At 52.3% G+C, this 25,627-nt stretch carries 22 protein-coding genes; all 22 read right to left on the reverse strand.

Annotated elements, in window-relative coordinates:
* Window positions 1–119 precede the first annotated feature (119 nt).
* The 22 genes from Y5S_RS16470 to Y5S_RS16575 all read right to left on the reverse strand — a co-directional run bounded on the left by Y5S_RS16470 (window position 120) and on the right by Y5S_RS16575 (window position 25,605).
* Window positions 120–1,499, reverse strand: coding sequence for a phosphomannomutase/phosphoglucomutase (locus Y5S_RS16470; protein WP_035234581.1), 1,380 nt, complete (start codon window positions 1,497–1,499; stop codon window positions 120–122).
* Window positions 1,500–1,943: 444 nt separating this feature from the next.
* Window positions 1,944–3,584: a glucose-6-phosphate isomerase gene (pgi, locus tag Y5S_RS16480; protein ID WP_052041667.1), complete on the reverse strand. Its 1,641-nt coding sequence runs from the start codon at window positions 3,582–3,584 to the stop codon at window positions 1,944–1,946.
* Window positions 3,585–3,587: 3 nt separating this feature from the next.
* Window positions 3,588–4,868 (reverse strand): UDP-glucose dehydrogenase family protein, encoded by a 1,281-nt coding sequence (locus tag Y5S_RS16485; RefSeq protein WP_035234583.1) that lies wholly within the window; start codon window positions 4,866–4,868, stop codon window positions 3,588–3,590.
* 33 nt (window positions 4,869–4,901) lie between these two features.
* The gene (locus tag Y5S_RS20170; protein WP_156107829.1) at window positions 4,902–5,024 is read right to left on the reverse strand and encodes a four helix bundle protein; all 123 of its coding nucleotides are present in this window, start codon (window positions 5,022–5,024) and stop codon (window positions 4,902–4,904) included.
* Between the two features lie 171 nt (window positions 5,025–5,195).
* Window positions 5,196–6,083 carry a UTP--glucose-1-phosphate uridylyltransferase GalU gene (gene galU / locus Y5S_RS16490; protein WP_035234584.1) on the reverse strand — a complete coding sequence of 296 codons (888 nt, stop codon included), beginning with the start codon at window positions 6,081–6,083 and terminating at the stop codon, window positions 5,196–5,198.
* Window positions 6,076–6,441: a VanZ family protein gene (locus Y5S_RS16495; protein ID WP_231552728.1), complete on the reverse strand. Its 366-nt coding sequence runs from the start codon at window positions 6,439–6,441 to the stop codon at window positions 6,076–6,078. The genes galU and Y5S_RS16495 overlap by 8 nt, the downstream gene beginning before the upstream one ends.
* An 8-nt stretch (window positions 6,442–6,449) precedes the next feature.
* Window positions 6,450–7,616, reverse strand: a complete 1,167-nt coding sequence (locus Y5S_RS16500; protein ID WP_035234585.1) for a nucleotide sugar dehydrogenase — start codon at window positions 7,614–7,616, stop codon at window positions 6,450–6,452.
* A 202-nt stretch (window positions 7,617–7,818) separates the two neighbouring features.
* Window positions 7,819–8,430: an adenylyl-sulfate kinase gene (cysC, locus tag Y5S_RS16505; RefSeq protein ID WP_035234586.1), complete on the reverse strand. Its 612-nt coding sequence runs from the start codon at window positions 8,428–8,430 to the stop codon at window positions 7,819–7,821.
* Window positions 8,431–8,522: 92 nt separating this feature from the next.
* A complete protein-coding gene (locus tag Y5S_RS16510; protein ID WP_035234587.1) occupies window positions 8,523–8,861 on the reverse strand; it encodes a four helix bundle protein in 339 nt (112 codons plus the stop codon).
* Window positions 8,862–8,960: 99 nt separating this feature from the next.
* Window positions 8,961–10,733: an SLC13 family permease gene (locus Y5S_RS16515; RefSeq protein ID WP_035234588.1), complete on the reverse strand. Its 1,773-nt coding sequence runs from the start codon at window positions 10,731–10,733 to the stop codon at window positions 8,961–8,963.
* 319 nt (window positions 10,734–11,052) lie between these two features.
* On the reverse strand, window positions 11,053–13,008 hold the full coding sequence (locus Y5S_RS16520) for a nucleoside-diphosphate sugar epimerase/dehydratase (RefSeq protein WP_231552729.1): 1,956 nt from the start codon (window positions 13,006–13,008) through the stop codon (window positions 11,053–11,055).
* 347 nt (window positions 13,009–13,355) lie between these two features.
* A complete protein-coding gene (locus Y5S_RS16525) occupies window positions 13,356–14,789 on the reverse strand; it encodes an MBL fold metallo-hydrolase (RefSeq protein WP_035234590.1) in 1,434 nt (477 codons plus the stop codon).
* Between the two features lie 332 nt (window positions 14,790–15,121).
* Window positions 15,122–16,306, reverse strand: a complete 1,185-nt coding sequence (locus Y5S_RS16530) for a DegT/DnrJ/EryC1/StrS family aminotransferase (protein WP_035234591.1) — start codon at window positions 16,304–16,306, stop codon at window positions 15,122–15,124.
* A 21-nt stretch (window positions 16,307–16,327) separates the two neighbouring features.
* A complete protein-coding gene (locus Y5S_RS16535; protein WP_035234592.1) occupies window positions 16,328–16,945 on the reverse strand; it encodes an acetyltransferase in 618 nt (205 codons plus the stop codon).
* Window positions 16,942–17,538 carry a sugar transferase gene (locus Y5S_RS16540; protein WP_035234593.1) on the reverse strand — a complete coding sequence of 199 codons (597 nt, stop codon included), beginning with the start codon at window positions 17,536–17,538 and terminating at the stop codon, window positions 16,942–16,944. The genes Y5S_RS16535 and Y5S_RS16540 overlap by 4 nt, the downstream gene beginning before the upstream one ends.
* Window positions 17,535–18,665: a glycosyltransferase family 4 protein gene (locus Y5S_RS16545; protein WP_035234594.1), complete on the reverse strand. Its 1,131-nt coding sequence runs from the start codon at window positions 18,663–18,665 to the stop codon at window positions 17,535–17,537. Before Y5S_RS16545 ends, Y5S_RS16540 begins: the two co-directional genes overlap by 4 nt.
* 58 nt (window positions 18,666–18,723) lie before the next feature.
* Window positions 18,724–19,899: a hypothetical protein gene (locus Y5S_RS16550; RefSeq protein WP_156107825.1), complete on the reverse strand. Its 1,176-nt coding sequence runs from the start codon at window positions 19,897–19,899 to the stop codon at window positions 18,724–18,726.
* A complete protein-coding gene (locus tag Y5S_RS16555) occupies window positions 19,871–21,166 on the reverse strand; it encodes a glycosyltransferase family protein (RefSeq protein WP_035234596.1) in 1,296 nt (431 codons plus the stop codon). Before Y5S_RS16555 ends, Y5S_RS16550 begins: the two co-directional genes overlap by 29 nt.
* On the reverse strand, window positions 21,166–22,224 hold the full coding sequence (gene wecB / locus Y5S_RS16560; protein ID WP_035234597.1) for a non-hydrolyzing UDP-N-acetylglucosamine 2-epimerase: 1,059 nt from the start codon (window positions 22,222–22,224) through the stop codon (window positions 21,166–21,168). The genes Y5S_RS16555 and wecB overlap by 1 nt, the downstream gene beginning before the upstream one ends.
* Window positions 22,225–22,245: 21 nt before the next feature.
* On the reverse strand, window positions 22,246–23,139 hold the full coding sequence (locus Y5S_RS16565) for a sulfotransferase family protein (RefSeq protein WP_035234598.1): 894 nt from the start codon (window positions 23,137–23,139) through the stop codon (window positions 22,246–22,248).
* On the reverse strand, window positions 23,136–24,476 hold the full coding sequence (locus Y5S_RS16570) for a flippase (protein WP_035234600.1): 1,341 nt from the start codon (window positions 24,474–24,476) through the stop codon (window positions 23,136–23,138). Before Y5S_RS16570 ends, Y5S_RS16565 begins: the two co-directional genes overlap by 4 nt.
* The gene (locus tag Y5S_RS16575) at window positions 24,469–25,605 is read right to left on the reverse strand and encodes a hypothetical protein (protein ID WP_035234602.1); all 1,137 of its coding nucleotides are present in this window, start codon (window positions 25,603–25,605) and stop codon (window positions 24,469–24,471) included. The genes Y5S_RS16570 and Y5S_RS16575 overlap by 8 nt, the downstream gene beginning before the upstream one ends.
* Window positions 25,606–25,627 lie beyond the last annotated feature (22 nt).

Genomic DNA, 25,627 nt, shown 5'->3' on the forward strand with positions numbered 1-25,627 from the left:
TCTTTATCCTGCATTGGCTCTATGTCATTACACCTCGAAGAACTTGCTTTTGTTCAGACGAGACAAATCATCTTCGTTGCAGGCATGCCCTGAAGGCTACGAAGGCCCCCGGTGCCTAATCAGCCCACCGCAGCCATGGCTTTGGCAACATTACCTTCGAACAGGGCACGAATTCGCCCAAGCGCCTCGTCGTTTTCTGCCTCAAACCGCAGCACCAACTTGGGCGAGGTATTGGACGCCCGACACAGGCCCCAGCCATCCGCATAATCCATGCGAATACCGTCAATAACCCTACGCTCACCTTCCCCGAAATCTGCCTGATTCTGTAGATAGTCCACAATCGCAAACTTATTCTCTTCAGTGACATCGATATTGATTTCCGGCGTGGTACACAAGGACGGAAAGCGAGCAAACAGGGCATCCGCATCACCGCTTGAACGACTAATGATGCCCAGAATACGAGCCGCTGCGACGAGTGCGTCATCAAAGCCATACCAGTTTTCCGCAAAAAAGATATGGCCACTCATTTCACCCGCCAACAGGGCACCTGTTTCCTTCATGCGCGCCTTGATCAGGGAGTGACCGGTCTGCCACATCTCCGGCTCACCACCGGCCTGCCCAATCACATCAAACAAGGTGCCGGTACACTTCACATCAAAGATCACCTTTGCTCCAGGGTGACGACTGACCATATCTTCGGCAAGAGCCATCAGTAGGATATCCGGATACACCACCTCACCGGCAGGAGTAACCACACCTACCCGATCACCATCCCCATCGAAGGCCAACCCAAGATCCGCCTTCTCCGTACTCACTTTGGCAATCAGATCCTGCAGATTGCTGAGATCACCCGGGTCGGGGTGATGGTTGGGGAAGGTGCCGTCCACCTCAGTGAAGAGCGGCACCACCTCACAGCCCAACGCGGCCAGCACCTGCGGGGCTTGAACCCCGGCAATCCCGTTTCCGCAATCCACCACTACCCTCATGGGGCGGGCCAGGGAATGGGTGTTCAAGAACGCCGCCTCATAGGCCGCCAGTACATCACTCTCCTGATAGCCACCCGGTTGATCGGCTGATACCAGATCATCACTGACAATACGCTGATACAGCGCCTGGATCCGATCCCCCGACAACGTACTACCATCGATCACAATCTTGAAACCATTGTAGTTCCCAGGATTATGACTACCGGTCAACATCACCCCTGAATTAAGACCTTCCAGGTAATAAGTGGCAAAATACAGGGTCGGCGTCGGCACCATGCCCACATCCACCACATCACACCCCGTCGAACAGATCCCGTCGCTCAGGGCCTTCACCAGTGCAGGCCCGGACAGCCGTCCATCCCGCGCAACTACTACACGCTTTTGCCCCTGTGCCAGCACCTCAGAACCTATGCTGCGACCGATCTGGTGCGCCCACTCATCAGAGAGGGTCTCACCATAAATACCGCGAATGTCATAAGCCCGGAAAATGGACGCAGGAATAGGGTTATTCATTGGGGACACATCCTGATAGTCAGCCAGAACTTCAAGGGGCAATCATACGTGAAAACAGGCCAAATCGCAGGTATCAGAGAAAGGAGAGGTCGCGCTCAAACAAGGGCTCCCAGATAGAGAAAACGCAAATACCTCCCCGTTGGAGCGTCAGGCTTGCCATCACGCAACCCTCTGCTAACAGCACATCCGCTTCTCTGTGAACTATCCCTAATAGTCCAGGGAGGCTGATCGCGCCTTCCTGGCGCCCAGCCACCACCACTTTTGCCAAATGGACTACCCAGGACAAATTCTGCTTACCCTCCATGGAACGCGACCTGCCTCAAACAACAGAGATGTTCACGAGAGGGTCAGCTATTAACGACTTCAGAGTTATTCTGTCAGCCATCGGCCTTCGCGGTCGAACGACCGCAACTACAAGCTGGGAGAGAACTCGAGAGTTGAGAATTATTTCTGCTTTTCGGCTACATATCTGGCCAGGGCCAAAGAAGACGCATCCAGGCCATAAGCCGCCTCTGGATCCGCCAACACCCCCAGCATATCGGTGGCGATTACCTTGCCCATCTCGACACCCCACTGATCAAACGGATTGATACCCCAGATAACCGCCTGCACGAACACCTTGTGTTCATACATAGCCAGCAGAGCCCCGAGCACCCTGGGGGAAAGCTCATCCAGCACCAGCGTGGTACTGGGCTGGTTGCCGTGGTAACGCTTGTAGGCTGGTAAGGCCAGCGAGGGATCCAGCGCCCGCTCACCCAATGCAAGCAAGCGTGACTGTGCCAAACAGTTAGCATTGGAAAGCGCATGCTGCCCTTCCAGCTCGGCAACCGACGCCGAGTGCACAGCCTCGGTATAACGCCGTGCGGTCATAAGGAACTCGCAGGCAATCACTTGGGTGCCCTGATGTAGCAACTGAAAGAAAGCATGCTGGGCATTAGGCCCCACTTCCCCCCAGATCACCGGACAGGTGTCATACTCCACAGGCTCACCAGTACGAGAAACGCTTTTGCCATTCGACTCCATCTCAAGCTGCTCCAAATACGCAGGCAGATGCTTGAGACGGCCATCGTAGGGCAACACCGCACGGGCTCGGATATCCAGGAAATTGATATTCCACACATCCACCAGCGCCAACATCACCGGCATATTCTCTTTCCAGGGCTGCGTGCGGCAGTGCCGATCCATTTCATGGGCTCCCGCCAGCATCTCCCGAAACCCAGCCATACCTACCGTCAGCGCAATCGGCATACCAATGGCCGACCACAACGAATACCTGCCGCCCACCCAATCCCAGAACAGCAACTGATTAGTCGGAACGATACCCCACTCGGCCATTCTCTCCGCATTGGCAGAGATACCGATAAAGTGGCAGCGCAACAGGGAGGCATCGTCATAATCCAGCCCCAACCCACGTGCAAGCCACTGTCGGGCCGTATTGGCGTTATGCAGCGTGTCCACCGTAGTAAATGACTTTGAGGAGACCAAAAACAGTGTTGTGCGGGGATTAAGCTCCTGAAGCACCTGAGAAACCTGACTGCCGTCCATGGACGAAGCGAAATGCAGACGGGGCCGGGCCTGCCCGTCTGGGAGCTCACTGGACTGTAGCGCGAACGCAGCCATAAGGGGACCAAGGTCCGAGCCCCCCACCCCCACATTTACCACATCGGTGATCGCATCGCCCTGTACCCCTCGCCAGTGCCTTTCGAGAATGCGGTTAACCATACCCTCCATGGCATCAAGCTGCTCATGAACCAGCGGGGCCTTGTCGACAGGCTCACGCAAACACCAGTGCTTGGCTGATCGACCCTCAGTACAGTTCACCTCGGCGCCACTAAACAAAGCATCCAACCAGTGTCTCAACTGCCGCTCATCCGCCAGCTTGACCAACAGCTCCCGGCTCTCGTCGGTAATCCGCTGCTTACTGAAATCCGCCAGCAATCCTGCCCCTTCCAGGCTGAAACGGTCAAAGCGGCCATCGTCCGACGCAAACAGATCCGCCAGATGCAGAGAGTTATCCTGTTTGGCACGCTGTGCCAGCTGCGACCAAATCGTACTAATAATAAGAACGTCCTGCTCCGGAACCATAAATTACACTCGCCCAATCCCTCTATACACCAGCCCCTGCCCTCTGACAAAGTCCGGATCATAGATATTTCTGCCATCGAGGATCAAAGGTTGGCGCATGGTCACCCGTAGGCGCCGCCAGTCCGGGCCCCAGTAAAGCTTCCACTCGGTAACCAGCATCAACGCATCCGCGCCCGCGAGTGCCTCATAAGGGTCATCACACAACTGCAACGGCCCTCGGCCAGACGCCCAGGCCTCCAGCTCAGGTAGCGCCTTGGGGTCATGTACAGCCACCTCAACCCCCTGAGCCCAAAGAGCCTCAATGATTTTCAATACTGGTGCGTTATCCACTCGACGAGTTCCCGGCTTGAACGCTGCCCCCCAAATAGCCACCCGTTTTCCAGCCACATCCCCCTTGTAGTACTGCCAAAACTTACGAAACAGCACCTCTTTCTGGCGTTCATTGGTCTGCATCACCTGGGCAAGTAAACCCGGCCCGGCAGAACGGGCTTTCAGAGCATCAACTAGTGCCAAGACATTTTGATCAAGCCCCGCACCGCCAAAGCCGCATCCCGGATACAGGTAGGCCTCACCAATGCGGGAATCCGCCCCCATAGCGACCCGTACCACATCGATATCCACCCCCAGAGACTCAGAAAGAGAGGCCATGTCATTCATGAAACTGATTCGCGTCGCCAAAATACCGCTAATCGCCAACTTAGCGAACTCCGCTTCACGCAGGGTCATCACCTGAATGACATCCTTGCGGCGATTGAAGGGGCGTAACAGCTCACGAACCAGTGCCTCGCCTTCTCCTCGCTCACATCCCAGCAGAATACTTTCCGGCCGAGTGAAAGTTTGAAAGGCATTACCCTCCTGAATCAGATCTGGCATGGCTACCAACGCCGTAGCACTACCAGCCTCTCGCAGCTGATTACGTAAACGCTCCGCCGCCCCTACCGGCCCCACCGTCTGGTTGATGATTACCTGACACATGGCATTACCAGCGATTAACTTAACGATATCGTGGCTCCAGTCAGCGTCACCGGGAGACACCGCCAAAAAAACAGCCTCCGCCTCTGGCAGTTGCTCAGCATCACGGAAACTGGGACGCAAGCGCCCTGACTCCAGCTGTTCAGCAAACACCCGGTCCAGGCCCTGCTCCCGGAACAGCGGTCGGCCGCCTTCAAGCCTCTCCCTAGACCGCGGCTCATGCACAACCCAACAGACCCTATGACCAGTCTGCGCCATAGCTGTCGCTGTCACTTGGGCACACAGGGTATCGCCGTAAACCGTTATCTGCATAAAACCTCAGTAGCAAGCTTCAAGCCACAAGCTTCAAGAAAAACCACACCAGACGAAGAGCCCAGCACCCAACTCAATTACTTCATTTTCCCGGTCTAAGTTTCGCTCAAACCCGTCAACAATATTGGAAGGGATTGGGAGAGAGGACCTGGTGATCTCATCTCGAAAACCAAAATCACGATGCCGATCAAAGCCCGCCTAACACTTCAGCGCCAAGCCCAACAGAACGCTGCCAAATTTCCTGATTTCCAAATCGCATCCTTGCTCCTTAACTAAAGTCCCCATCCTTGGGAGCTTTTTCAACCCACTCAATCCAGCTCAAAGCTGTCAGCTCGTAGCTTTTACTTCCGCCGCCATCATCGCCCGCACCTGCGCACCCAACTCGGGATGCCGCGCGGCATAATGAAAAATAGCCTGCAGATAACCCGCCTTGTTGCCACAATCAAAGGTCTCACCCCGCATGGAGTATGCCTCAACCGGACTTTTTGACATCAAGGTTGCAATGGCATCGGTGAGCTGGATCTCATTACCTGCCCCCGGCTGGGTATGCAACAAAATGTCCATGATCTCCCCAGGTAGAACATAGCGGCCCACCACTGACAAACGGGAAGGAGCCTCCGCCACCGACGGTTTCTCGATCACCCCGGTCATCAGCGCAGAATGTCCCCGTGCAGGAGCCTCACCTTCCAGGGCCACAATTCCATACTGGTCCACCCGCTCAGCGGGCACCTCCTCCACCATGATTTGGGAGCAGCCGGTTTCCTGGTAACGCGCCACCATCTCGGCCAAGTCCTCCGTCTGATCACCACAATCCACGAGCACATCGGGTAACAGCACTGCAAAGGGATCATGACCCACTACTGGTGCCGCACATGCCACCGCATGACCCAAGCCGAGCGCCCGGTGTTGGCGAACTGCAATTACACTCACATCCTTGGGCAGAATATCGCGCACCTCTGCCAACAACTTGTCCTTGCCCTTCGCTTCCAGCTGGTACTCCAGCTCGAACTGGCTATCGAAATAGTCTTCAATAGCGGTCTTGGCAGAGTGGGACACCAAGATGATTTCCTTGATGCCAGCTCTCACCGCTTCTTTCACCACATATTCAATGGCTGGCCTGTCAACAATAGGCAACATTTCTTTTGGGATCGACTTGGAAGCCGGCAACATCCGTGATCCGAAACCCGCCACCGGTAGTACCGCTTTTCTAACCATTGCACTCTCTTTTTAACAGCTGTCTGCCCAGCCACAAGATAAACAGACCCAAAAACGCGCCGATAACATTATCAAGCATGTCATTCCAGGTCGTGGAGCGATGCGGAATCCACAATTGAACCAGTTCAATCAGGCCACCTAGCACCATGACGAGGACAAAGGCCACCAAGGGGGACACCCCGACCCAGCCTAGCAACAGCGCGATCAGAGAACAAAAGAACACGTGAGCGTAAGCATCAACTCCTCCCAGGGACAGGGCCTTGCTGATCGACGCTCTCAACTCACCAGGCAACATCGCTCCACAAACAAACAGCAGCATGATGAAAACCAATAAGGAAATCCGCCAGGTTTTACTCACAACACAGCTCAATCACTGCCAAAAAGGTCTCGGGTGTACACCTTATCCGCCACTGGCAGCAGCTCCTCAACCATCCGATTGGAGACAATCACATCACAGGACTCGGCAAATTCCTTAAAATCCCGAATCACCACCGAATCAAAGAATATGTCATCAGGCAAGGCAGGCTCGTACACTACTAACTCAACCCCCTTCTCCCTTAACCGCTTCATCACCCCCTGAATTGCAGACGCCCGGAAGTTGTCAGACCCCGCTTTCATTACCAGTCGATATATTCCCACGCGATCTGGCGCACGACGAAGAATATCATCGGCCACAAAATCCTTGCGGGTGCGATTGGCATCAACAATGGCTTGGATCAGACTGTTAGGCACATCCCGATAATTGGCAAGTAGTTGTTTAGTGTCCTTAGGCAGACAGTAACCCCCATAGCCAAAGGAGGGATTGTTGTAGTGCTCCCCAATACGAGGATCCAGGCAAACCCCATCAATGATCTGACGAGCATCCAACCCGTGGGTGGCAGCGTAGCTATCCAACTCGTTGAAATAGGCCACCCGCATGGCCAGATAGGTATTGGCAAACAGTTTGATGGCTTCCGCTTCGGTGGAATCCGTGAACAGCACAGGTATATCTTCCCGGATGGCCCCTTCGGCAAGCAAGGCAGCGAAGGTGCGTGCGGCCTCGGAATGGGCGCCCACCACAATTCTTGAGGGATAGAGATTATCAAAAAGGGCTTTCCCCTCCCTAAGAAACTCAGGCGAAAACAGGATGTTAGCCCCGCCGAATCGTTCCAGCAGGGAAGCCGTATAGCCCACTGGTATCGTGGACTTGATGATGATGCAAGCAGCAGGATTAATGGTCTGCACATCATTGATCACTGCTTCCACAGATCGAGTATCGAAATAGTTGCTTATCGGGTCATAGTCTGTAGGCGTGGCGACCACCACAAAGTCGGCCCCCTCAAAAGCAACGGATTTGTCCGTGGTGGCAGTCAGGTCCAGAGACTTGCTCGCCAGATATTCCTGGATTATTTCGTCATCAATCGGCGAGACCCGGTTCTGGATTTTCTCCACCTTGGCAGCGTCAATATCCAGCGCCACTACCGAATTATGCTGAGCCAGCAACACCGCGTTGGAAAGTCCTACGTAACCGGTCCCGGCAACCGCTATTTTCATTTTTGTCCTCATCGATCAAGCCTAATCCGGCCACCGAGGCCAGACGAAGGGAAGCGGCACAGTATACCCCCCCTCAGCCCCGACCTACAGGCTCCGGCAGAAGCGCCTCTCCGACACGAAAAAGGCCGCACCCACTTCCTGGCGCGGCCTCCTTCATTTCAACTCGGCATACTTCTACCGAGTTATTGGGCGTAGCGAAAATTCACACAATCGCCGCTATCAGCTGCTTCACACAAGCTTCGATATCGTTCTCGGCAGTGTTGACCTCAACCTCCGGCTTCTCAGGCGCCTCATAGGGACTGTCGATACCGGTAAACTCCTTGATGATGCCCTGTCGTGCCTTCTGGTACAGGCCCTTGGGATCTCGCTTTTCGCACTCTTCCAACGGCGCATCCACAAACACTTCGACGAACTCGCCGTCTTCAAACAACTCACGAGCGGCGTCACGGTCAGCACGGAACGGGCTGATGAAAGCAGTCACCACGATCAAGCCCGCATCCACCATCAACTTGGCCACTTCGGACACCCGACGGATGTTCTCGGTACGGTCTTCATCGCTCATGCCCAGGTTCTTGTTCAGACCATGACGCACGTTATCGCCATCCAGCAGGTAGGTGTGCTTACCCTGCTCAGTCAGCGCCACTTCCAGGGCATTGGCCAGAGTGGATTTACCAGAGCCGGACAGACCGGTCAGCCAGATACACTTGGGCTTCTGATCCTTAACCTTGGCACGGTCAGCCTTGGAGATGTTGGATTCGTGCCATACGACGTGGGCTTTGGATTCGTTGGCTTTTTCCTGATATGGGGACGACATAATTACCTCGCGTTGTTCGAAGGTCAGCTACTAGCCATGAGCTTCGAGCTGCTAGAGAAACATAACCAGGCTTGCGGCCCGGAACCATAAAATCATTTGAGCTTGCGCATGATGGCGAAGAGCATCCTTGAAAGTTGCTCCACTTCCTCACCCCACTTATTGCTCATATCCTCAGGTATATACCCAATTCTGTAACCGATGATCAGCTGGGTTTTGAGCTCCCCAGCTGATCCCTTTGCATAGTTAAGAAACAAGGCCTTTTCCCTCTCGGAAGCCCTTTCAAAACCCTCTGCGATATTTGAAGGCAAAGACAGCGATGATCGAGTTATTTGATCCCTGAACCCAAAATCTCGATGCCCTGCAAAGTGCTGATAAATCTCAACACTCAAATCAACAGATCTTCTCCAAATGTCCAAATTTTCCAATCGCATCCTTGCTCCATCTTGAAAAGCCGCCATCCATGGGAACTTTTTCCATTTTCTTCATCCAATCGAGCGTAGCTCGTAGCTCGTAGCTCGTAGCTCGCCTCGCTAAAACCCCCAAACCACCGGAATCACAGCAAGACTAATCACCGCCACCACCACACTCATCGGCAACCCTATCCGCACATAATCCCGGAAGGTATAGCCGCCGGGGCCCATGACCATCAAATTGGTCTGGTAACCCAGAGGGGTCATGAAGCTTGCGGATGCGGCAAACATCACGGCGACGATGAAGGGCATCGGGCTCACGCCCAGCTGCTCGGCCACGCCGATAGCTATGGGGAACACCAGCACGGCAGCGGCGTTGTTAGTGATCATCTCGGTGAACGCTGCAGTCAACAGGTAAATGATCACCAGCGCCATAAGCGGCGACAGACCGCTCTCGGGAAAGGCTTCCTGCACAATCCAGGCGGCCGCACCACTGGTTTCCATGGCCTTGCCCAGCGCGAAAGACGCGCCAATCACCACCAGTACCGGCAGATTCACACTCACATTCATCCGAGAGCGGTTTACCGTCACGCAACGGAAAGCCAGCATCAGTCCGGCCGCTACCATAGCGGCTTCCAGCGTAGACGCAAGCCCCAGCACATTGGCCAACACCATCGCCACCAGAACCCCTACCGCAACAGGCGCACGACGAAAATCAGGGGGAGTGGAATCTTTCAACGGGCTCACCAGCATGAAGTCGCGCCGGTAGCGGTACTGCTCCACAAACTGTTCGCTGGTTTCCAGCAAGAGCGTATCGCCAACGCGCAATACCAGCTCGCCCACCTTGCCCGCCATCCGCTGGCCATTACGGCTGATACTCAGGATCGCCGCCTGGTAGCGGGTACGAAAACCGGTTTCCTTGACCGTTTTGCCAATACCCGGAAATTCCGGGCTCAGCACCACCTCCACCAAATGGCGCTGGTGGTTATTCAAGCCCAACTTGTGCACTGCACCATGGGCAGACTGGAGACCATTAATCCGCTGCAATTCACGGGCACACTCCGGCACCCCCACAAACGCCAGCAGATCCCCCTCCTGCAAGGTCATCTCAGGGCCCACTGCAGTAAACAGCTTCTCGCCACGTTGAATTTCCGTCAGGTAACCGTAGGTCAGGTTGCGCAAACCTGCATCCTGAATGGTTCGCCCTGCCAAGCCGCTGCCCTTTGCCACCACCATTTCCACATGGTACTCGCGGGCATGCTCCCATTGCTCCGCCATCCCTTCGCGCTCAGGCAGCAAGTAGCGGCTTACCAGTAGCATAAACAGGCCACCCCCCAGCAGGACCGGGATACCCACCCAGGCCACATCAAAAATGCCAAAGGCAGGCAGCCCCTTCTCCTGCACCAGACCATCCACCACCAGATTGGTGCTGGTGCCAATCAGGGTACAGGTACCACCAAGAATGGCTGCATAGCTCAAGGGCAGCAGCAGCTTGGAAGCAGAGAGTTTGAGCCGCTGCGCCCACTCCTGCACCGCAGGAATCATCATGGCCACAACAGTGGTGTTATTGAGGAAGGCACTGAGAAGCGAGGCAGGGGCAATCAGACGGAACTGGCTGGAAAGCACCGATTTAGGCTGACCCAAAAGTCGATGTGCCACCCAATATATCGCCCCGGTATCGCGTAAAGCGGCTGCCACTACATACAGCGCCGCAATGGTCATCAAACCCGGGTTGGCAAAGCCTGCCAGCGCCTCCGCCGGCGTAATAATCCCCGTCACCAGCACCGCCACCAGCGCGGCCATCATGGTCAGATCCGCCGGCACACGGTTGGTTGCCAAAGCGCCCAGCACCGAGGCCACCACCAGCAGAGTTATCAGAATATCCAGGCTCACTCAGCGAATCCTTCCGGCAAGGCGGAGATGATCAGAAAAACCGCATTTTACAGCGAAAAAGAGATATAAAAAGGGGTTTGTAATTCGATATAGGTATAAGCAAAGACATATCCGAGCCCGCCCCCACCAACACCTCCGTGGAACGAAGCACAGTGAAGTAGCGTCCGCAGCCCTCCCCCCTGTGGGAGCGGGCGTTTGCTATGCCCTCCGGGTGCGACCGCAAAAAAACCGATGCCAAAGCATCGCGGCGGAACCGTCGCTCCCACAGGGAGAAGCCTTGGCCCAGGAGCCTCAGCAACTTCCCACAGGGGCGAATTCCTTAGTCTGGCAGGGAAACGGCGTTGGATACGCGGCGTGGCAGTTCTCGGGTGGCCATGGCAGCGGTTTCCTGGCTGCCCGTGGAACCAGGGGCATACCCTGCCACGTAAGTGCGCAGCAAAGACTTCATGGCCGCATTGTCGCCACGTTCCAGGGCCTTGCGGAACGCTTCCAGGGCAAACTGCACCTCATCCCAGTTCAGGGACTCCTCACTGGCCTGCATGATCATCTCATGCTCGGTGCGCACACTGCATTCACCAATAATCAGCTCTTCATAGAGCTTCTCACCCGGACGCAACCCGGAGAACGACAAGCCAATATCACCATGGGGGTTGCTCTCATCCTTCACAGAGAGCCCCATCAGATGAATCATGGTGATCGCCAAATCCACAATTCGCACCGGCTCGCCCATATCCAGCACAAACACTTCCCCGCCACGCGCCATGGCACCGGCCTGGATCACCAGCTGGGAAGCTTCAGGAATGGTCATGAAGTAACGAATCACATCCGGGTGGGTCACCGTGACAGGGCCGCCATGGCAGATCTGATCACGGAACAGCGGCACCACAGACCCTGATGAGCCCAGCACATTGCCAAAGCGCACCATGGAGAACACCGTATCCGATCCTCTCGATGCCATCGCCTGCAGCACCAGCTCAGCAAACCGCTTGGTGGCCCCCATCACATTGGTAGGGCGAACCGCCTTGTCTGTGGACACCAAAATAAAGTGCTGCACACCCGCGGCTTCAGCACCCTGCGCCGCTTCCAGCGTACCCAGAATATTGTTACGCACCCCGGAGGACGGATTGCTTTCCACAATCGGCACATGCTTGTAAGCCGCCGCATGATAAACCGTATCCACCCGATGCTCTGCACAAAGCCGAGCCATCAAGCCGCGGTTCACCACCGAGCCCAGCACCGGCACGATGTCCACCTTAAGGCCCTGACTCACCGCCAGTTTGCGCAGCTCTTTCTCAATGGCGTACAGCGCGAATTCACTCTGCTCGAACAACACCAACTGGGAGGGAGACAGCTTGAGAATCTGACGGCACAGTTCGCTACCTATGGAACCACCAGCGCCGGTGACCAGCACATGCTTGCCACTAACACAGCGGTGCAACAGATCTTGCCTAGGCGGCACCGGGTCGCGGCCCAGCAGATCCTCAATCGCTACATCACGCACCTCTTCCAGGCGCGCCTTACCCATAGCGATGTCTGCAATACCCGGTACTGTCTGCACCCGAATATTCAGGGTTTCCAGCCAGCGCACAATCTCCATACGGCGAGGCCGGCTAATCGAGGGCACCGCCATCAGCACCGCAGACACCTTGCCCTGCCGCGCCGCTTTCTCCAGCGCCTTACGAGGAACCACAGGCACACCGGCCAGCAGAGTACCCTGCTTGCTGGTGTCATCATCCACCACCAGCGCGGGAAAGAACTCGGTACTGGACTGCAAGCCAGACACCAGCTGGGCTCCGGCACCACCGGCACCAAACACCGCCACCGGCTGGCGATTCAAGCCACCCAGAATCTTGACCAGAAAGCGTCGCATGAGAAAACGGCTGCCGCCCAGATACAAAACTGCCAACATACCCCAGATCAGAAAAATCGAACGGGGAATCGCGGCATCCGCCACCATGTAAGATGCACCAGCCAGCACCGCCACGGATATCAGCACCCCTGCCAGCAGAGACCAGGCAACTTCCGCACCCAGGTAACGAACAATGGATTTATAGAATCCGGTGAAATACAGGATCGGCACTGCAACCAATGGTGCAGCAACAAACAACCAGGCATCGTGAATTTGAGGTGTCAGGGTATTGAGCCGCAGCGCGTAGGCCACTGCCACCAGCAGCGGCAAGACGACCAAGTCCGCACCAAGCATGATACAACGCTTGAAGAAGCGGGATATCGACACCAATCGATAAACAGAAGGGTAAAGCCACTCACTAGGCATCAATGGTCCATCCGTATGACCGTAACAGGGCTGCAAAATGACAGGTGCTGCTCTGTGACTTAATTCACATTCTCATTTGAGAACGCATTATAGGGAATCCTGCCTATAATCCAATCCACAAGTGACATTTGAATGTCATTCGAGGGCTTTGAACTCTACGGGATTGAAGCCCATCTTGGGAGCCCAAACTGTGTCATCCGGCACATTGAAGAGATCATTTTTCGTTCTATTACATTGCCAGCACTGCCGTAGCAGCAGGCATTTGCTATGGACTCCGGGTACGACCGCGAACCGATCGATGCCAAAGCATCGCGGCGGAACCGCCACTCCCACAGGGGAAACAGAGGCTAGCCCTCAGGGCAGCACACACTCACCGGCCAGCCCCAGCGGCGATATCGCGCCTCCAAGGCCTGCTTCAGACCGGCCTTGGCGGCCGGATCACCATGCACCACCCGAATCTCACTCGGCTTTTCCTGCATCCCCTCCACAAAATCCAGCAGATCCTGCTGGTCCCCATGGGCGGAATAGCCACTGATGGACGTCACCGGCATGGCGATCGAGTAACGCTGCCCCTCAAGCATCACCTCACCACCCTGCCCCTCCTGCTGAATCGCCCTGCCGGGAGTGCCCTGGGCCTGATACCCGACAAACAGCAGGTTATGCCGGGCATCATCCAACATGGCCTTTAAGTAATTCATGATACGGCCACCGGCACACATACCGCTGGCTGCAATCACCACCGCAGGCCGGGCGCTCTCGGCAAGATGGCGCACCATACGCTGGTGGGCCTCATGATCATCCACCGTCAGCAGCTGATCGAAATCGAACGGCTTGCGCCCCTCATCCAGTCGCTCCCGGGCCTCTGCATCCCAAAAGGCATCCAGTTCGCGATACACCTGGGTAAACCGGCTCGCCAGCGGTGAATCGAGCACAATAGGCAGTTCGTCCCAGTCGAGATGAGCATTCATCCGTGCCGATTGATGGCGATGGATCAAGCCTTCCAGCTCATAAAGCAACTCTTGGGTACGGCCAATACTGAATGCCGGAATCAGCAAAGTACCCTTATCCTCCATGGCCCGCACCAACGCCCGCTCAAGCCGTGCCGAGCGCGCCGCCCTGCCCTCATGCAGGCGATCCCCGTAAGTGCTCTCAATCACCAGACAATCCGCCCGATACGGCGATTGGGCCGAACGAAGAATCGGGGCCAGTCGTGCCCCCAGATCCCCGGAAAACACCGTCACATGCCCCTGCGCATCCCGACAAGACACCGATGCCGAGCCCAGAATATGCCCAGCGGGCAGCAGCTGGATAAACACCTTATCGTCGCCCAGAGGCACCGCCGTCCAGGCCTCGTAAGGCACCGCCACCAACCGCTGTTTCAGCAGCGTCAAGAACGCCTCAACCTGGTCAGGCTGCCGGCTGATACCCAGCTTGAACGCATCCTCCAGCACAATAGGAAGCAGCCGTGCCGAAGGCTCACTGCAATACACCGGCCCCTCATACCCCGCCGCAAACAGCCACGGCAAACGGCCCACATGATCAATATGCACATGGGTGAGCACCACTGCCTGAATCCGGGAAATATCGAAATCAATAGAAAGGTCCGACGCCGACGCGCCGGAAGGGCCCACATCCCGGCCCTGAAACAGCCCACAGTCAATCAGTACCGAGGCAGACTCGCTCACCACCCACTCATGGGCCGAGCCCGTTACCCCCTGCACTGCACCGTGGTGCACCACATAAGGAAAGCCCCCGTCCCGGGTCTCATCACGACAATCCATGTCGAATCCTCTAAAAATATCAGCTTCGAGCTACTAGCTTCGAGCTGCGAGAAAAGTCACCGAAGCACCCCGCGCCTCGTTAGAAGAGCTTACCCCCGAAAGTCACAGCGCGCCCCGTGGGAGCGACGGTTCCGTCGCGATTCCGGTCTTCTGTGGGAGCTCTCTGTGCTCGTCAGGGTATGCTTGCAAGCGAACACCAACCCCTTCGTCTGCAAGCAGACTCCCACAAAAAACCACCCTTGGACGCCGCCTGGGTTTAGCCTTTGAATTTCCTTGTAGCTTGTAACTCGTAACTCTTGCCCCTGGCTTTGACTTCCCTCGAAGCTCGCAGCTCAGAGCTCACAGCTGCCTTTCATCACCTTCTTCAGCGCATCACAGGTCTTCTCAATTTCATCCGCAGTCAGGGTTGGATGCACCAAAAACATCAGCGACGATTCACCCAGCGCCTTCGCCACAGGCAAACGTTCCTCCGGCCCCAACCCTAGATCCGTGAACGCTTTCTCCAGATACACCTCAGAACAGGAACCAGAAAAACACGGCACGCCTTCTGCCACCATGGCATTCATGATCCGGTCGCGCACCGCAGCTACATCACCTTCAACCGTTTGCTCGTCCACAAATACATAGCACTTGTAGCCAGCATGGCCGATATCGGCGGGGACCTCCGGCACTCTCAAGCCAGACAGAGACGCCGCTGTGTCCCAAATCGCCTGACAATTCGCCTGGCGCGCCGCCGTCCAGTCCGCCATCCGCTGCAACTGAATCCGGCCAATAGCCGACTGCATCTCTGTGAGCCGCCAGTTCGTACCCACCGACTCATGCAGCCAGCGAAACCCCGGCGGATGTTCACGCTCATACACCGCATCCCAGCTCTTGCCGTGATCCTTGAAGCTCCACATGCGCGACCACAGCTCACGATCATTACAGGTGACCATGCCACCCTCACCGCCGGTGCTCATGATCTTGTCCTGACAGAAAGACCAGCAGCCCACATGCCCAAGGCCACCCACCGGCTTACCCTTGTAAGTTGCCCCGTGAGCCTGCGCGCAGTCCTCAATCACAAACAGCCCGTGCTGTTCGGCCAGCGCCATCATGCCATCCATGTCACAAGGCCAACCGGCCAAGTGCACACACACAATCGCCTTGGTGTTCGGGGTAATCACCGCAGCAACGGTGTCAGGAGTAATGTTCTGGGTCTCCGCATCCACATCAGCAAACACCGGCGTAGCACCGGCATTAATCACTGACGTGGCTGACGCCAGGAAAGTACGCGGCGTCACCACCACTTCATCGCCAGCGCCAATACCCAACCCCTGCAGGGCCAGATCCAGCGCCAAAGTGCCGTTGGCCACCGCAATGGCATACTCGGTACCGGCAAAGGCCGCAAATTCGCGTTCGAATTCACGCCCTTCCTGGCCAGTCCAGTAATTCACCTTGCTGGAAAGCAGCACACGAGAAACCGCATCGGCTTCTTCCCTGGTAAAGGAAGGCCAAGGAGAAAAAGGGCCATTAAGCATGAGAAACCTCAGAAAAAACCATTATTTCGACCTCGCTGGTGTGCCCAACACAGTCAGTCCATCAGGAACATCAGACACTACCGTGGCGCCGGCTCCTACCGTCACCCCACGCCCAATATGAATGCCCTGTTTTACTTGGCTACCAATGCCCACCCAACAGTGCTCACCCACACTGACTGATCCGGCAAGTGCGGAACCCGGACATATATGGCTGTAAGCACCGACAGTGCAGTCATGATCTATCCCCGCCAGGGTATTAACAATTACCCCGCGCTCCAGGGTGCAATCCACATTGACTACAGCCCCCGCAACTACAAGCACACCGGGTTCAAAAACCGTGTACTGACTGACCGTGGCGGCTGGATCAACCAGCGATACCAGCGGCAATCCGCGATCCAGAAGCCATTCACACCACAGCTGTCGCGCCGGGCCATGGCCGATAGCCACGAAATAGCCATCGCAATCATGCCTATGGGACTCTTCCGGCGCGGCAATGATGGGCCAATGAGCATGTCGCACCTCACCCTCGACAAAACGCGAATCAAAGAACAGCACTTCAGACCAGCCCGCCCGCTCTGCGGTATCGGCAACAACCTTGCCATGGCCACCAGCACCGATAATTCCAAGTCTCCGACTCATCGCTGGCCGCTACCTGTAAATTTCGTCATGGTCGCCTCACCCTTCTGGCTGATACCATCGCGCTTTAGCACTTTCCATACCGTCAGAAACAAAATTTTGATATCCAGCCACAAGGTACGGTTTTCCACATACCACACATCCAGATCGAATTTTTCATCCCACGACAAAGCATTACGACCATTGATCTGCGCCCAACCCGTAATCCCCGGCCGGACCTCATGGCGGCGAGCCTGGTGAGTAGAATACAAAGGAAGATATTCCATCAACAAAGGGCGCGGCCCCACCAGACTCATATCGCCAACCAGCACGTTCCAAAGTTCAGGAAGTTCATCCAGGCTGGTGGAGCGCAGGAACTGGCCAATGCCGGTAAGGCGCTGCGCATCAGGCAGCAGTTCACCATTGGCATCACGCTCATCCGTCATAGTTCGGAACTTGACCATTTCAAAAGGGGCGCCATCTTTGCCAGGACGCACCTGACGGAAACAAACTGGCGCCCCGTGCTTGATACGCACTAAAAGCACAAGCAGCAGAATAACCGGGGCCAACAGCAAAAGCCCCAGCACGCTCCCACAGATATCGACTAACCGCTTCATGAAATTCCCATTTCCTTGAGCATTACCGCGTTAACCTTGTGGACATCATACTTTTCTTCAGCAATTTCACGGGAGCGCTTCCCCATAGCCACAACCCGCAATGGAGATTCGATCATCGATATCATGGCATCAGCAAGAGCCGGAGCATTCTGAACCGGCACCAGAAAACCATTATCACCATCGACAACGGTTTCCCGGCATCCCGGTGCATCCGTAGTAATCACAGCCCTGCCCATAGCCATAGCTTCAAGAACCGTTCGAGGGGTGCCTTCGCGGTATGAAGGCAGTACATAAACGCTACTCTGAGCAATCGCGGGCCTGACATCAGAAAGCTTGCCAAGAAATTCCAAGGTTCCATTTTCTACCCAGGAATCAAGCTCCGATTTCTTGATCGCATCCGGATTATCATCAATCCAACCAACCAGGAGAAACTTTGCCTCTGGATGAATGCTTCGCACATGCTCTGCAGCGGCAGCATACTCCCTGACACCTTTATCTCCCAACAAACGGGCAATTAACAAAAAAACGGGACGCTGCGGCAATGGAGTCACGCAGTATTCACTAACATCAACACCGGAGCCATTAACTACGCAGGAGGGGACAGACTTATCAAGTAAATTTCGGTCCCTAAAAAGAGCCTCATCATCAGGATTCTGAAAAAAAACAATACACGATTTGGCCAAAGAAAAACGATACAAAGACTGAATAAATAAGCGCAAGATACGCCGCAACCCTGAAGGAGATCCAATAAACGCGTACCCTAAACCGGTAATTAGGGAGTAACGCCTTTGAGCACCTACAAACCACGCCGCCAAAGTTCCGTAAATTACAGGCTTAACAGTATATGCCAGAACATACTCAGATTTTGTTTTTTTAATAACCCGACACAACATTAATATTGAGCACAGATCCTTCAGAGGATTTATTCCCGTTCGGCTCATGGGAATATTATGAACGCTCACCCCCATTGAAATAAGCTTTTTATCGACAAGGGAATCACACGAAATTCCAGGTGCCGCTGCATGAACCTCGTAGCCCAAATCGAGAATTTCTTGAATCAGATCTCGGCGAAACCCTATTAATGAGTCAGGATAACTAGCAATAATTAAAAATCTTTTTTTTACCATGATACCGTCAAGACTCAGAAAATATCAGAAACAATAAATTTAAGCAGCCGAACCAGTATCATCGCGCAACCCTCTCTACACTAAAGTATTTTGATATTGCCATGGATACTGCGAGAAGCAGCCAAAACATCACAAATCTTGTGCCATTATGGGTAATACCATACAGCATAGACGGCCCAGTTATACAAAAAAGACCCAACCAGCCAAAAGCTCTATAAACACGAAGAAACCATAAACACAAGAAAGACAAAAAAACCAAAAACCCTAAAAAACCATAACTATTAAAAACACTACCAAGGGTTGAGTGAACCTCATGACCAACAATTTGATAAACCTGATGTGCGCCATGTCCAAAGAAAATCTCAAAGAACCCGCTATCCGCAAAAGCAAAATACCCTCTTGCCGAGAGCGAACTATCGCTTTCTTCGGCCATCCCTTGGATTCTATTAACAAACACAAAGTCCCGTCCGTCACCAGCGTTAAAAAGAACAGCAATAACGGCCACCAGGACAGCAACAAGAATCAGCCATAGAAAAATCACACTTAGTGTTTTTCCGCTCCCGTAAGAAGACTTATCAAAAGGTTTTATGGCTATTATTACGACAGCAAAGTTAGATATCATTGCCGCTTTTGACAAAGACACTATAGAAAAAAACATCGCCACCATAAAAAAAATCACCGCCTGCCAATATTTCAAAAAACCTGCACGGTAAAAAAGATACCCGAAAGACAGAACACAAACGGAAAAATAGCCCAATTGATTAGGATTATTGAATGATCCAACCCCCCTGCCATAACCATCACCGACCTGAATCGAAAACCCTTTAGTTAAAACAGTAAAAAGGGCTATAAAGGAGGCCAAAACAACACCGAATAACACGGCGCTCACGCCGTAGTCTCTCACGTATCTCTGAATAGCCAGATAAAAAAGCAGATTATACAAATAAAACAAACCATTAATCATATACAGGGCATCATAACCAGCAATAGAGTACCCCCCCTCAACCAAAAAAACGTAAATAACAAAAATCGCAAAAAACGCAAAATCTGAGTCAGCCCTAAACCCAAAGGAGAAAAGTGTCAGCAAAAAGAAGGCTGCAAGAAAAAAATGGGAAGGCTGCATACCACCTGAGGCGAACAGGTACACGGGAAGAAGAGTTACCCCCAAAAAAAGGAAAACCCCTTGCAACCCTCCCCCTCTAGATTCAGACTCTCTCAAAATCACCACAACCACTCATTTCATGCTCGATTAAAGATAGCAAATCTTTTGATTGGCGAGTTCGGGAATACCTCATCACTGCGTCTTTAACTGGGTGGTAGCAGCTATACATTCCCTCCCCCGAAATACTATCCGCAATAACTGCCTCTAGTTCGGGGTACTCCTCAGGACCAAAGACTTTCCCAACGCCAGTTTCTGAGAGAACTTTACCAATCTCAAATTCCGGCCTACTTCCTACACAAATTATTGGTTTGCCAGCCACCATATACTCAAATACTTTTCCGGTCAGAACCCCCCTAGCCTCCTCCTTGGAACTTTCTAAAAGCAGCAGAAGGTCAGCTTGACGCTGAGCAAAGACAGACTCCTCCCGTGAAACATGCCCCATTACTCTAATGTAAGGCGCGTATTTTTCTTGCTTAATCAATCGCCTAGCCAAATCCACCCTAGAGCCATAAAAGTCAACAGTTATATCTCCTCGCCGAATAAGGTTTTGACTTTCGAGATTCACCAGAGCATTAAGCAGAGGAACAGGGTCTCTATGCCCTTCGTAAAGCATGCCTGTATGAACGATCCGAAACGGACACGAGGGTTTTGATTTATCTTTTGAAATTAATAAATCAACCTCGCCTTCATCGATATCAAAGCCGTTCGGAAAGCAAAAAGTCTTGACGTTTAGCCTTGTTGATAAGGTATTAACCATATCCTGAGAAACGGCTGTAATCATATCAGCATGACGCCCAACAGTTTCTTTCTCAACAATTTCATCAGATGAACCTTCAGCTGAAAGGTGCGATGACGTCCACAAGTCTCTATAATCCGCGACCCAAAAAACTTTTTTATTCTGCTTTTTTATATCATTCGCGATCAGGTGTGACGAAGAAGGACCAAATGTACTTACTACGATATCTAGATCGTTCGCTATAGATCTTGCATACGCTCTAGCTTCTACGCGCCAGGAACGCCGGGGATCGCTGATCGTAGTCAATCGCCCTCTCAATAATGATCTAAGTTTTTTCGCCACCCTCCTTAAATAACCAAATTTCATAAAAAAAGAAATTAGGCCAATATTGGAATTCGGGGACACTTCAACAACTTCCACGTCTGGCAATAAGGGAAGGTGCAAGTCTAACGGCTCATCAAATGACTGTTTTTTTGCTGTAATAACAGTGACCTTCGCTCCCTGCTCACTCCAGGTTTTAGCCCAAGAGTAAGGCCTATGCGTTCCAATGGCATTACGTGGTGGCCAGTTATATGTAATTATAGCTACTTTCTTTTTAATCATTATCTCACCAGAGAGACTACGTTGAATGCTGAATCCCCATTTCCATAAAGGTCAAATACCGACCCTGGCGTTTCAAAGCCCCTCAAGCTATTTTCAATTAGTAGGGAGTCAGCACCAACAAGACGATTCCAGCCAGCCTCGACTAGCTCAACCCATTCGGTTTCATCACGGAGAGTTACACATGGTTTTTGAAAGAAATAGGCTTCCTTTTGAACCCCTCCTGAATCCGTAGCAACGATAGCGCAGTTTTTCTCCAGCCATACCATTTCAAGATAGCCAACAGGGTCAATCACTGTGACATTTTCAGGGAAAGAAAGGCCAAAACCGGATATTTTCGCTCGGGTTCTCGGGTGAAGTGGTAATATCACAGGCTTGGCACATCTGGCCAAGCCATTGAGGATACCTTCCAGGCGGGCCGGATGATCGGTATTCTCCGCTCTATGGATCGTGCAGAGCACAAAACCTTCAGGGTTACCGAAGTTTTCATCGATCGAATCCGGCTTTTTAGCCATCTCCTTATAAAAGAGCGTAGCGTCATACATCACATCACCAGCCAAGCTGATCTTTTTCTCTTCCACGCCTTCTCGAATTAAATTCTGTTTAGCAGTGCTGGTTGGAGCAAAAAGAAGCGTAGAAACATGATCAGTCAAAACCCTGTTAATTTCTTCTGGCATTTTCCTGTTAAAGCTACGTAATCCGGCCTCGACGTGGGCAACCGGGATATGCAATTTTGAAGCAGCAAGAGCGCCGGCAAGGGTACTGTCGGTATCACCGTATACCAGCACCCAATCAGGAGATTCGGAGATCATTAAATCCTCAATTTTCTCCAGCATCCGCCCTGTATTCTGACCATGAGTGCCACCACCGATGCCTAGATTATAATCTGGTTTGGGAATATCCAGCTCTTCAAAAAAAACTTCAGACATGTTTGCATCATAATGCTGGCCTGTATGCACAATCACTTCCTGGACATCCGGCCTATGGTTCCTGAATGCACGAGAAACCACTGCTGCTTTAATAAACTGTGGCCGCGCACCAATAACGGTCATCACTTTCATAGAATATTTCCTGTTAAACTCTTAGCCCCACCAAGAAGGGATGCTTCTGCCAAGTAAAGCTTCAACTTTTCGCTTTTCAAGCTCGAAGTATCTATCTAGCTCTAGATCAGACAAATCTGAAAAGCTTGATTTTGACGCCCTAACCATTCTTTTTTCGTAGAAACCACGAACACTATCGGGGTTCAGAAATGGTATTTTTTTCACCAGAATCCGAAAAGCTCTAAAAATCAAGCTATCCTTAATAATCAGGCGGTGGATAATATTGGACGACGGCTCCTTACCGGCATTAATCATTTTCACTTCATACTCGAATGGAGCCAGTCCGAGAAAATCGACCAAGTTAGCCAGCGACTCGGAGCTATCGGAAAAGATTTCTTCATATATCAAAATTTTAATTTGATTTGCAGGAACAATCTTGAGCACTTTTTCAAGAATCGAGCCGACAGCACCGCTTTTGGGGTAATCCCTGACAAACTGGTAATACCCTGATTCAGGCTGCCCATTCTCCAGGCGATCTCGCCAAGCTTCATGAAATGACTCTTTATCCTCAAAGAGCCCATAACGCATTTGCTGGTACTGAGAAACCACCATTCGCTCAGGCCTACGCAAAACAATTACAAACTTGGCATCCGGCTTTGCTGACAGTATTTTTTTTATTGAATCGGGAAAGTGTGCGTAGCTGATTGACGCATCAATGCTCAGAAGCCCTTCTTTGACTGCATCACGATAAAGAGTCAGGTAGGCATCCACATCATGAACACCAGCCTGAGTAACACTTGTGGGCAAAAAATGGTTGGGTTCTTTCACTGCACAATCAAACACTTCAGGTGACTGGGTAAGGATATTGTATAAGGCTGTTGTGCCAGATTTTGGCAAGCCGATAATAAAACACCCTGGGTAGTCTCCAGAATTCATGATCTTTCCTTAATCTTCATATATTTACTGACAAACAAATCCAGATAATGATCAGGGTAGAATGACCGCCACCAAACAAAGCCGGTTGCTCTGTACTGTAGAAACAGTCTGGCAATAAAATTGATAAGGTAAGCACCCGAAGTAGCCATCGCAGCTCCATGCAGGCCGAACTCCGGAATGAGAACCAGATTGGCTAAGACATTGATCACCAACGTAATGGTCGTGAGTGACAAGTTAAGATGTACGAGATTTCGTGCCGCGAGGTCATTCGCCAAAACCCGGGATGAAGAAAAAACCAATACGCCAACAAGCAAGATCATTAAAACGGATTCAGCTTCTTCAAATCCTGCACCAAAAAAAATCTGGATTATCCACTCCGAAAACAAACAAATAAAAATGGCAATTGCAGCCGCCCCCCAGAACACAAGACTAGACAAGAGTGACAGAAAGTATTGTCGCTCTGTTGATTGCAGGGACATCCTTGATAGCTTCGGAAATGCTACGGTTGAAACCGACTGTGACAACAACCAAAGCTGCTGAATAATTCTAGAGGCCGCCGTATAAATGCCCGCAGCAGCCGAACCGAGAAAGAAATTGACCATGAATATATCTGAGCGATTAATCAACAAGGTTGCTATACCACCCAGATGCGCTTTAATCCCGTAGCGGATTGCAACACCCAAATAAGGCTGAGAGGCTTTTCTCACCCCCCATATTGGTATACGTCTACTTAGTCGATACGCGGCAATACACAGAGTCATAAAATGAGATAACAGGGTGATGTACAGCAACGTTTCAAGAGTCAGATTATTTTGAATAACAAGCAGCCCTGCACCGCATAAGGCAACCACCGGCTGGGTGAGAACCAGAAGATTGAATGTTCGGAAGTCTTGCCAAGCCTGAAAAAAACTTGATATCAAACCTGACATAAGAGTCAAAGGAAAAATAGACGCCGCCAACAATAAAACGGTTACCGGAACACCTGGAAATAACACACTCCCGGCCGTAATAACCACTATCGCTGCCAGGGCTGTACCAATAACACCAATAACGATCCCCATATTCCTCGTAACAGCCCAAACTGTAGATGATTCGTACTGTTCCGATGAAATGAAGTACACGTTTGAAGCTACCAAACCGAGATTGAGCAGCTGGGAAAGCACTGTGGGGATGAGTAGCGCTACTGAGTATGCCCCTAATCCCTCGGCACTTAGAGACCTGGCGACCATCATGATGATACCCAGCTGAAGAAAACCAGCCAAAAATTGGCGGGCAAATGTCAGCGCAATATCAATTCCGGTCTTTTTAAGTTTTATGTGTTTCTCATTATCAGCCATTCCCACTCTCCCCTCGTACCAAGGAGATCCAGGAGGGCATTACGGCGTCCCAAGAGCTGATTTCATGGAGGGCGGTTCGATTATGTAATTCATGATCTTCAGCCGCCTTCCTCCAAGTATTCAGGCTATCTTTTTCCAGGAAGGAAAAGGCGTCTTGCAAATTTGAATAATCTTTAATTGCTGTTCCGAAACCGGGCATATTTTTATACGGCAAATGGCTTGCTGCAAGCACGAGATTGCCGGCATATATTGTCTCCTGAACAGAGCCACTAAATGCATCGGAAACAGAGTGGTTAATCATAACTGTGGTGGCGCGCCTGAAGTGTGCCGACTGAACCGGATCGTAAAAACGAGTTAGGGGATAGAAACGCACGCTGCCGAGTTTATTGTTCAGTCTTTCGCAAGCACGCTTGACCTCATCTTCGATGCCAGGCTCTCCATACTGTACCGGAATGACAAAATCACATTCTGAAAAATCATCTATTCTGGCTTCAATCGCATCCATTAGCTGGATCTGCCGCTGACCTCCTACCGCGTTATAGCCCAATGCGATGAGATTGCGGTCTGGTCTAAAGCCCAGTTTTTCTCTACTTTCTTCAGGACTTACGTTTTCTGCAACAAGCTTGTTCAACTCATCAAATACCGGCAATCCAAACCTGATAACACTGGCTCTCGTGTGCAAATCCGGATGGAGGATTGTTAAAATCGGTTCCAGAACATTTTCATTAGTTGCACATACCGCATCGAGCTTGTTGAGAGCAAAACCAAGCATTCCGTCAAACCGGACATTTCTATGTAAAATATCGCTCCCGAATGCGATGCCCGTCACCCTTTTAAAATAGCTTTTGAGCAAGGGAATAAGCCAAACTCGATTCACTGGCAAACTCAAGACGATAACAGTGCTGTTGCGATCCATCGATCGCATGATGTTGATGGTATTCCAGAACCGCCTTAACTGTATGAACAGCTTGCCGATTTTGCTTTTTTTTTCTCCCCGCTCGCCTTGCTGAGGGTCAAGTATGCTGACTTGAATTCCATGATCAGAGAGAGCTTGAGCCGTTCTGGAAACGAACACTGAGGCACTGAAACCAACTAAAACCACGTTTGGTAAAGCCGCCTTATCTACCATTCGTTGTTATTCCTAAACGGTT

Source organism: Alcanivorax nanhaiticus, from assembly GCF_000756665.1.
GTDB classification, from domain to species: domain Bacteria; phylum Pseudomonadota; class Gammaproteobacteria; order Pseudomonadales; family Alcanivoracaceae; genus Alcanivorax; species Alcanivorax nanhaiticus.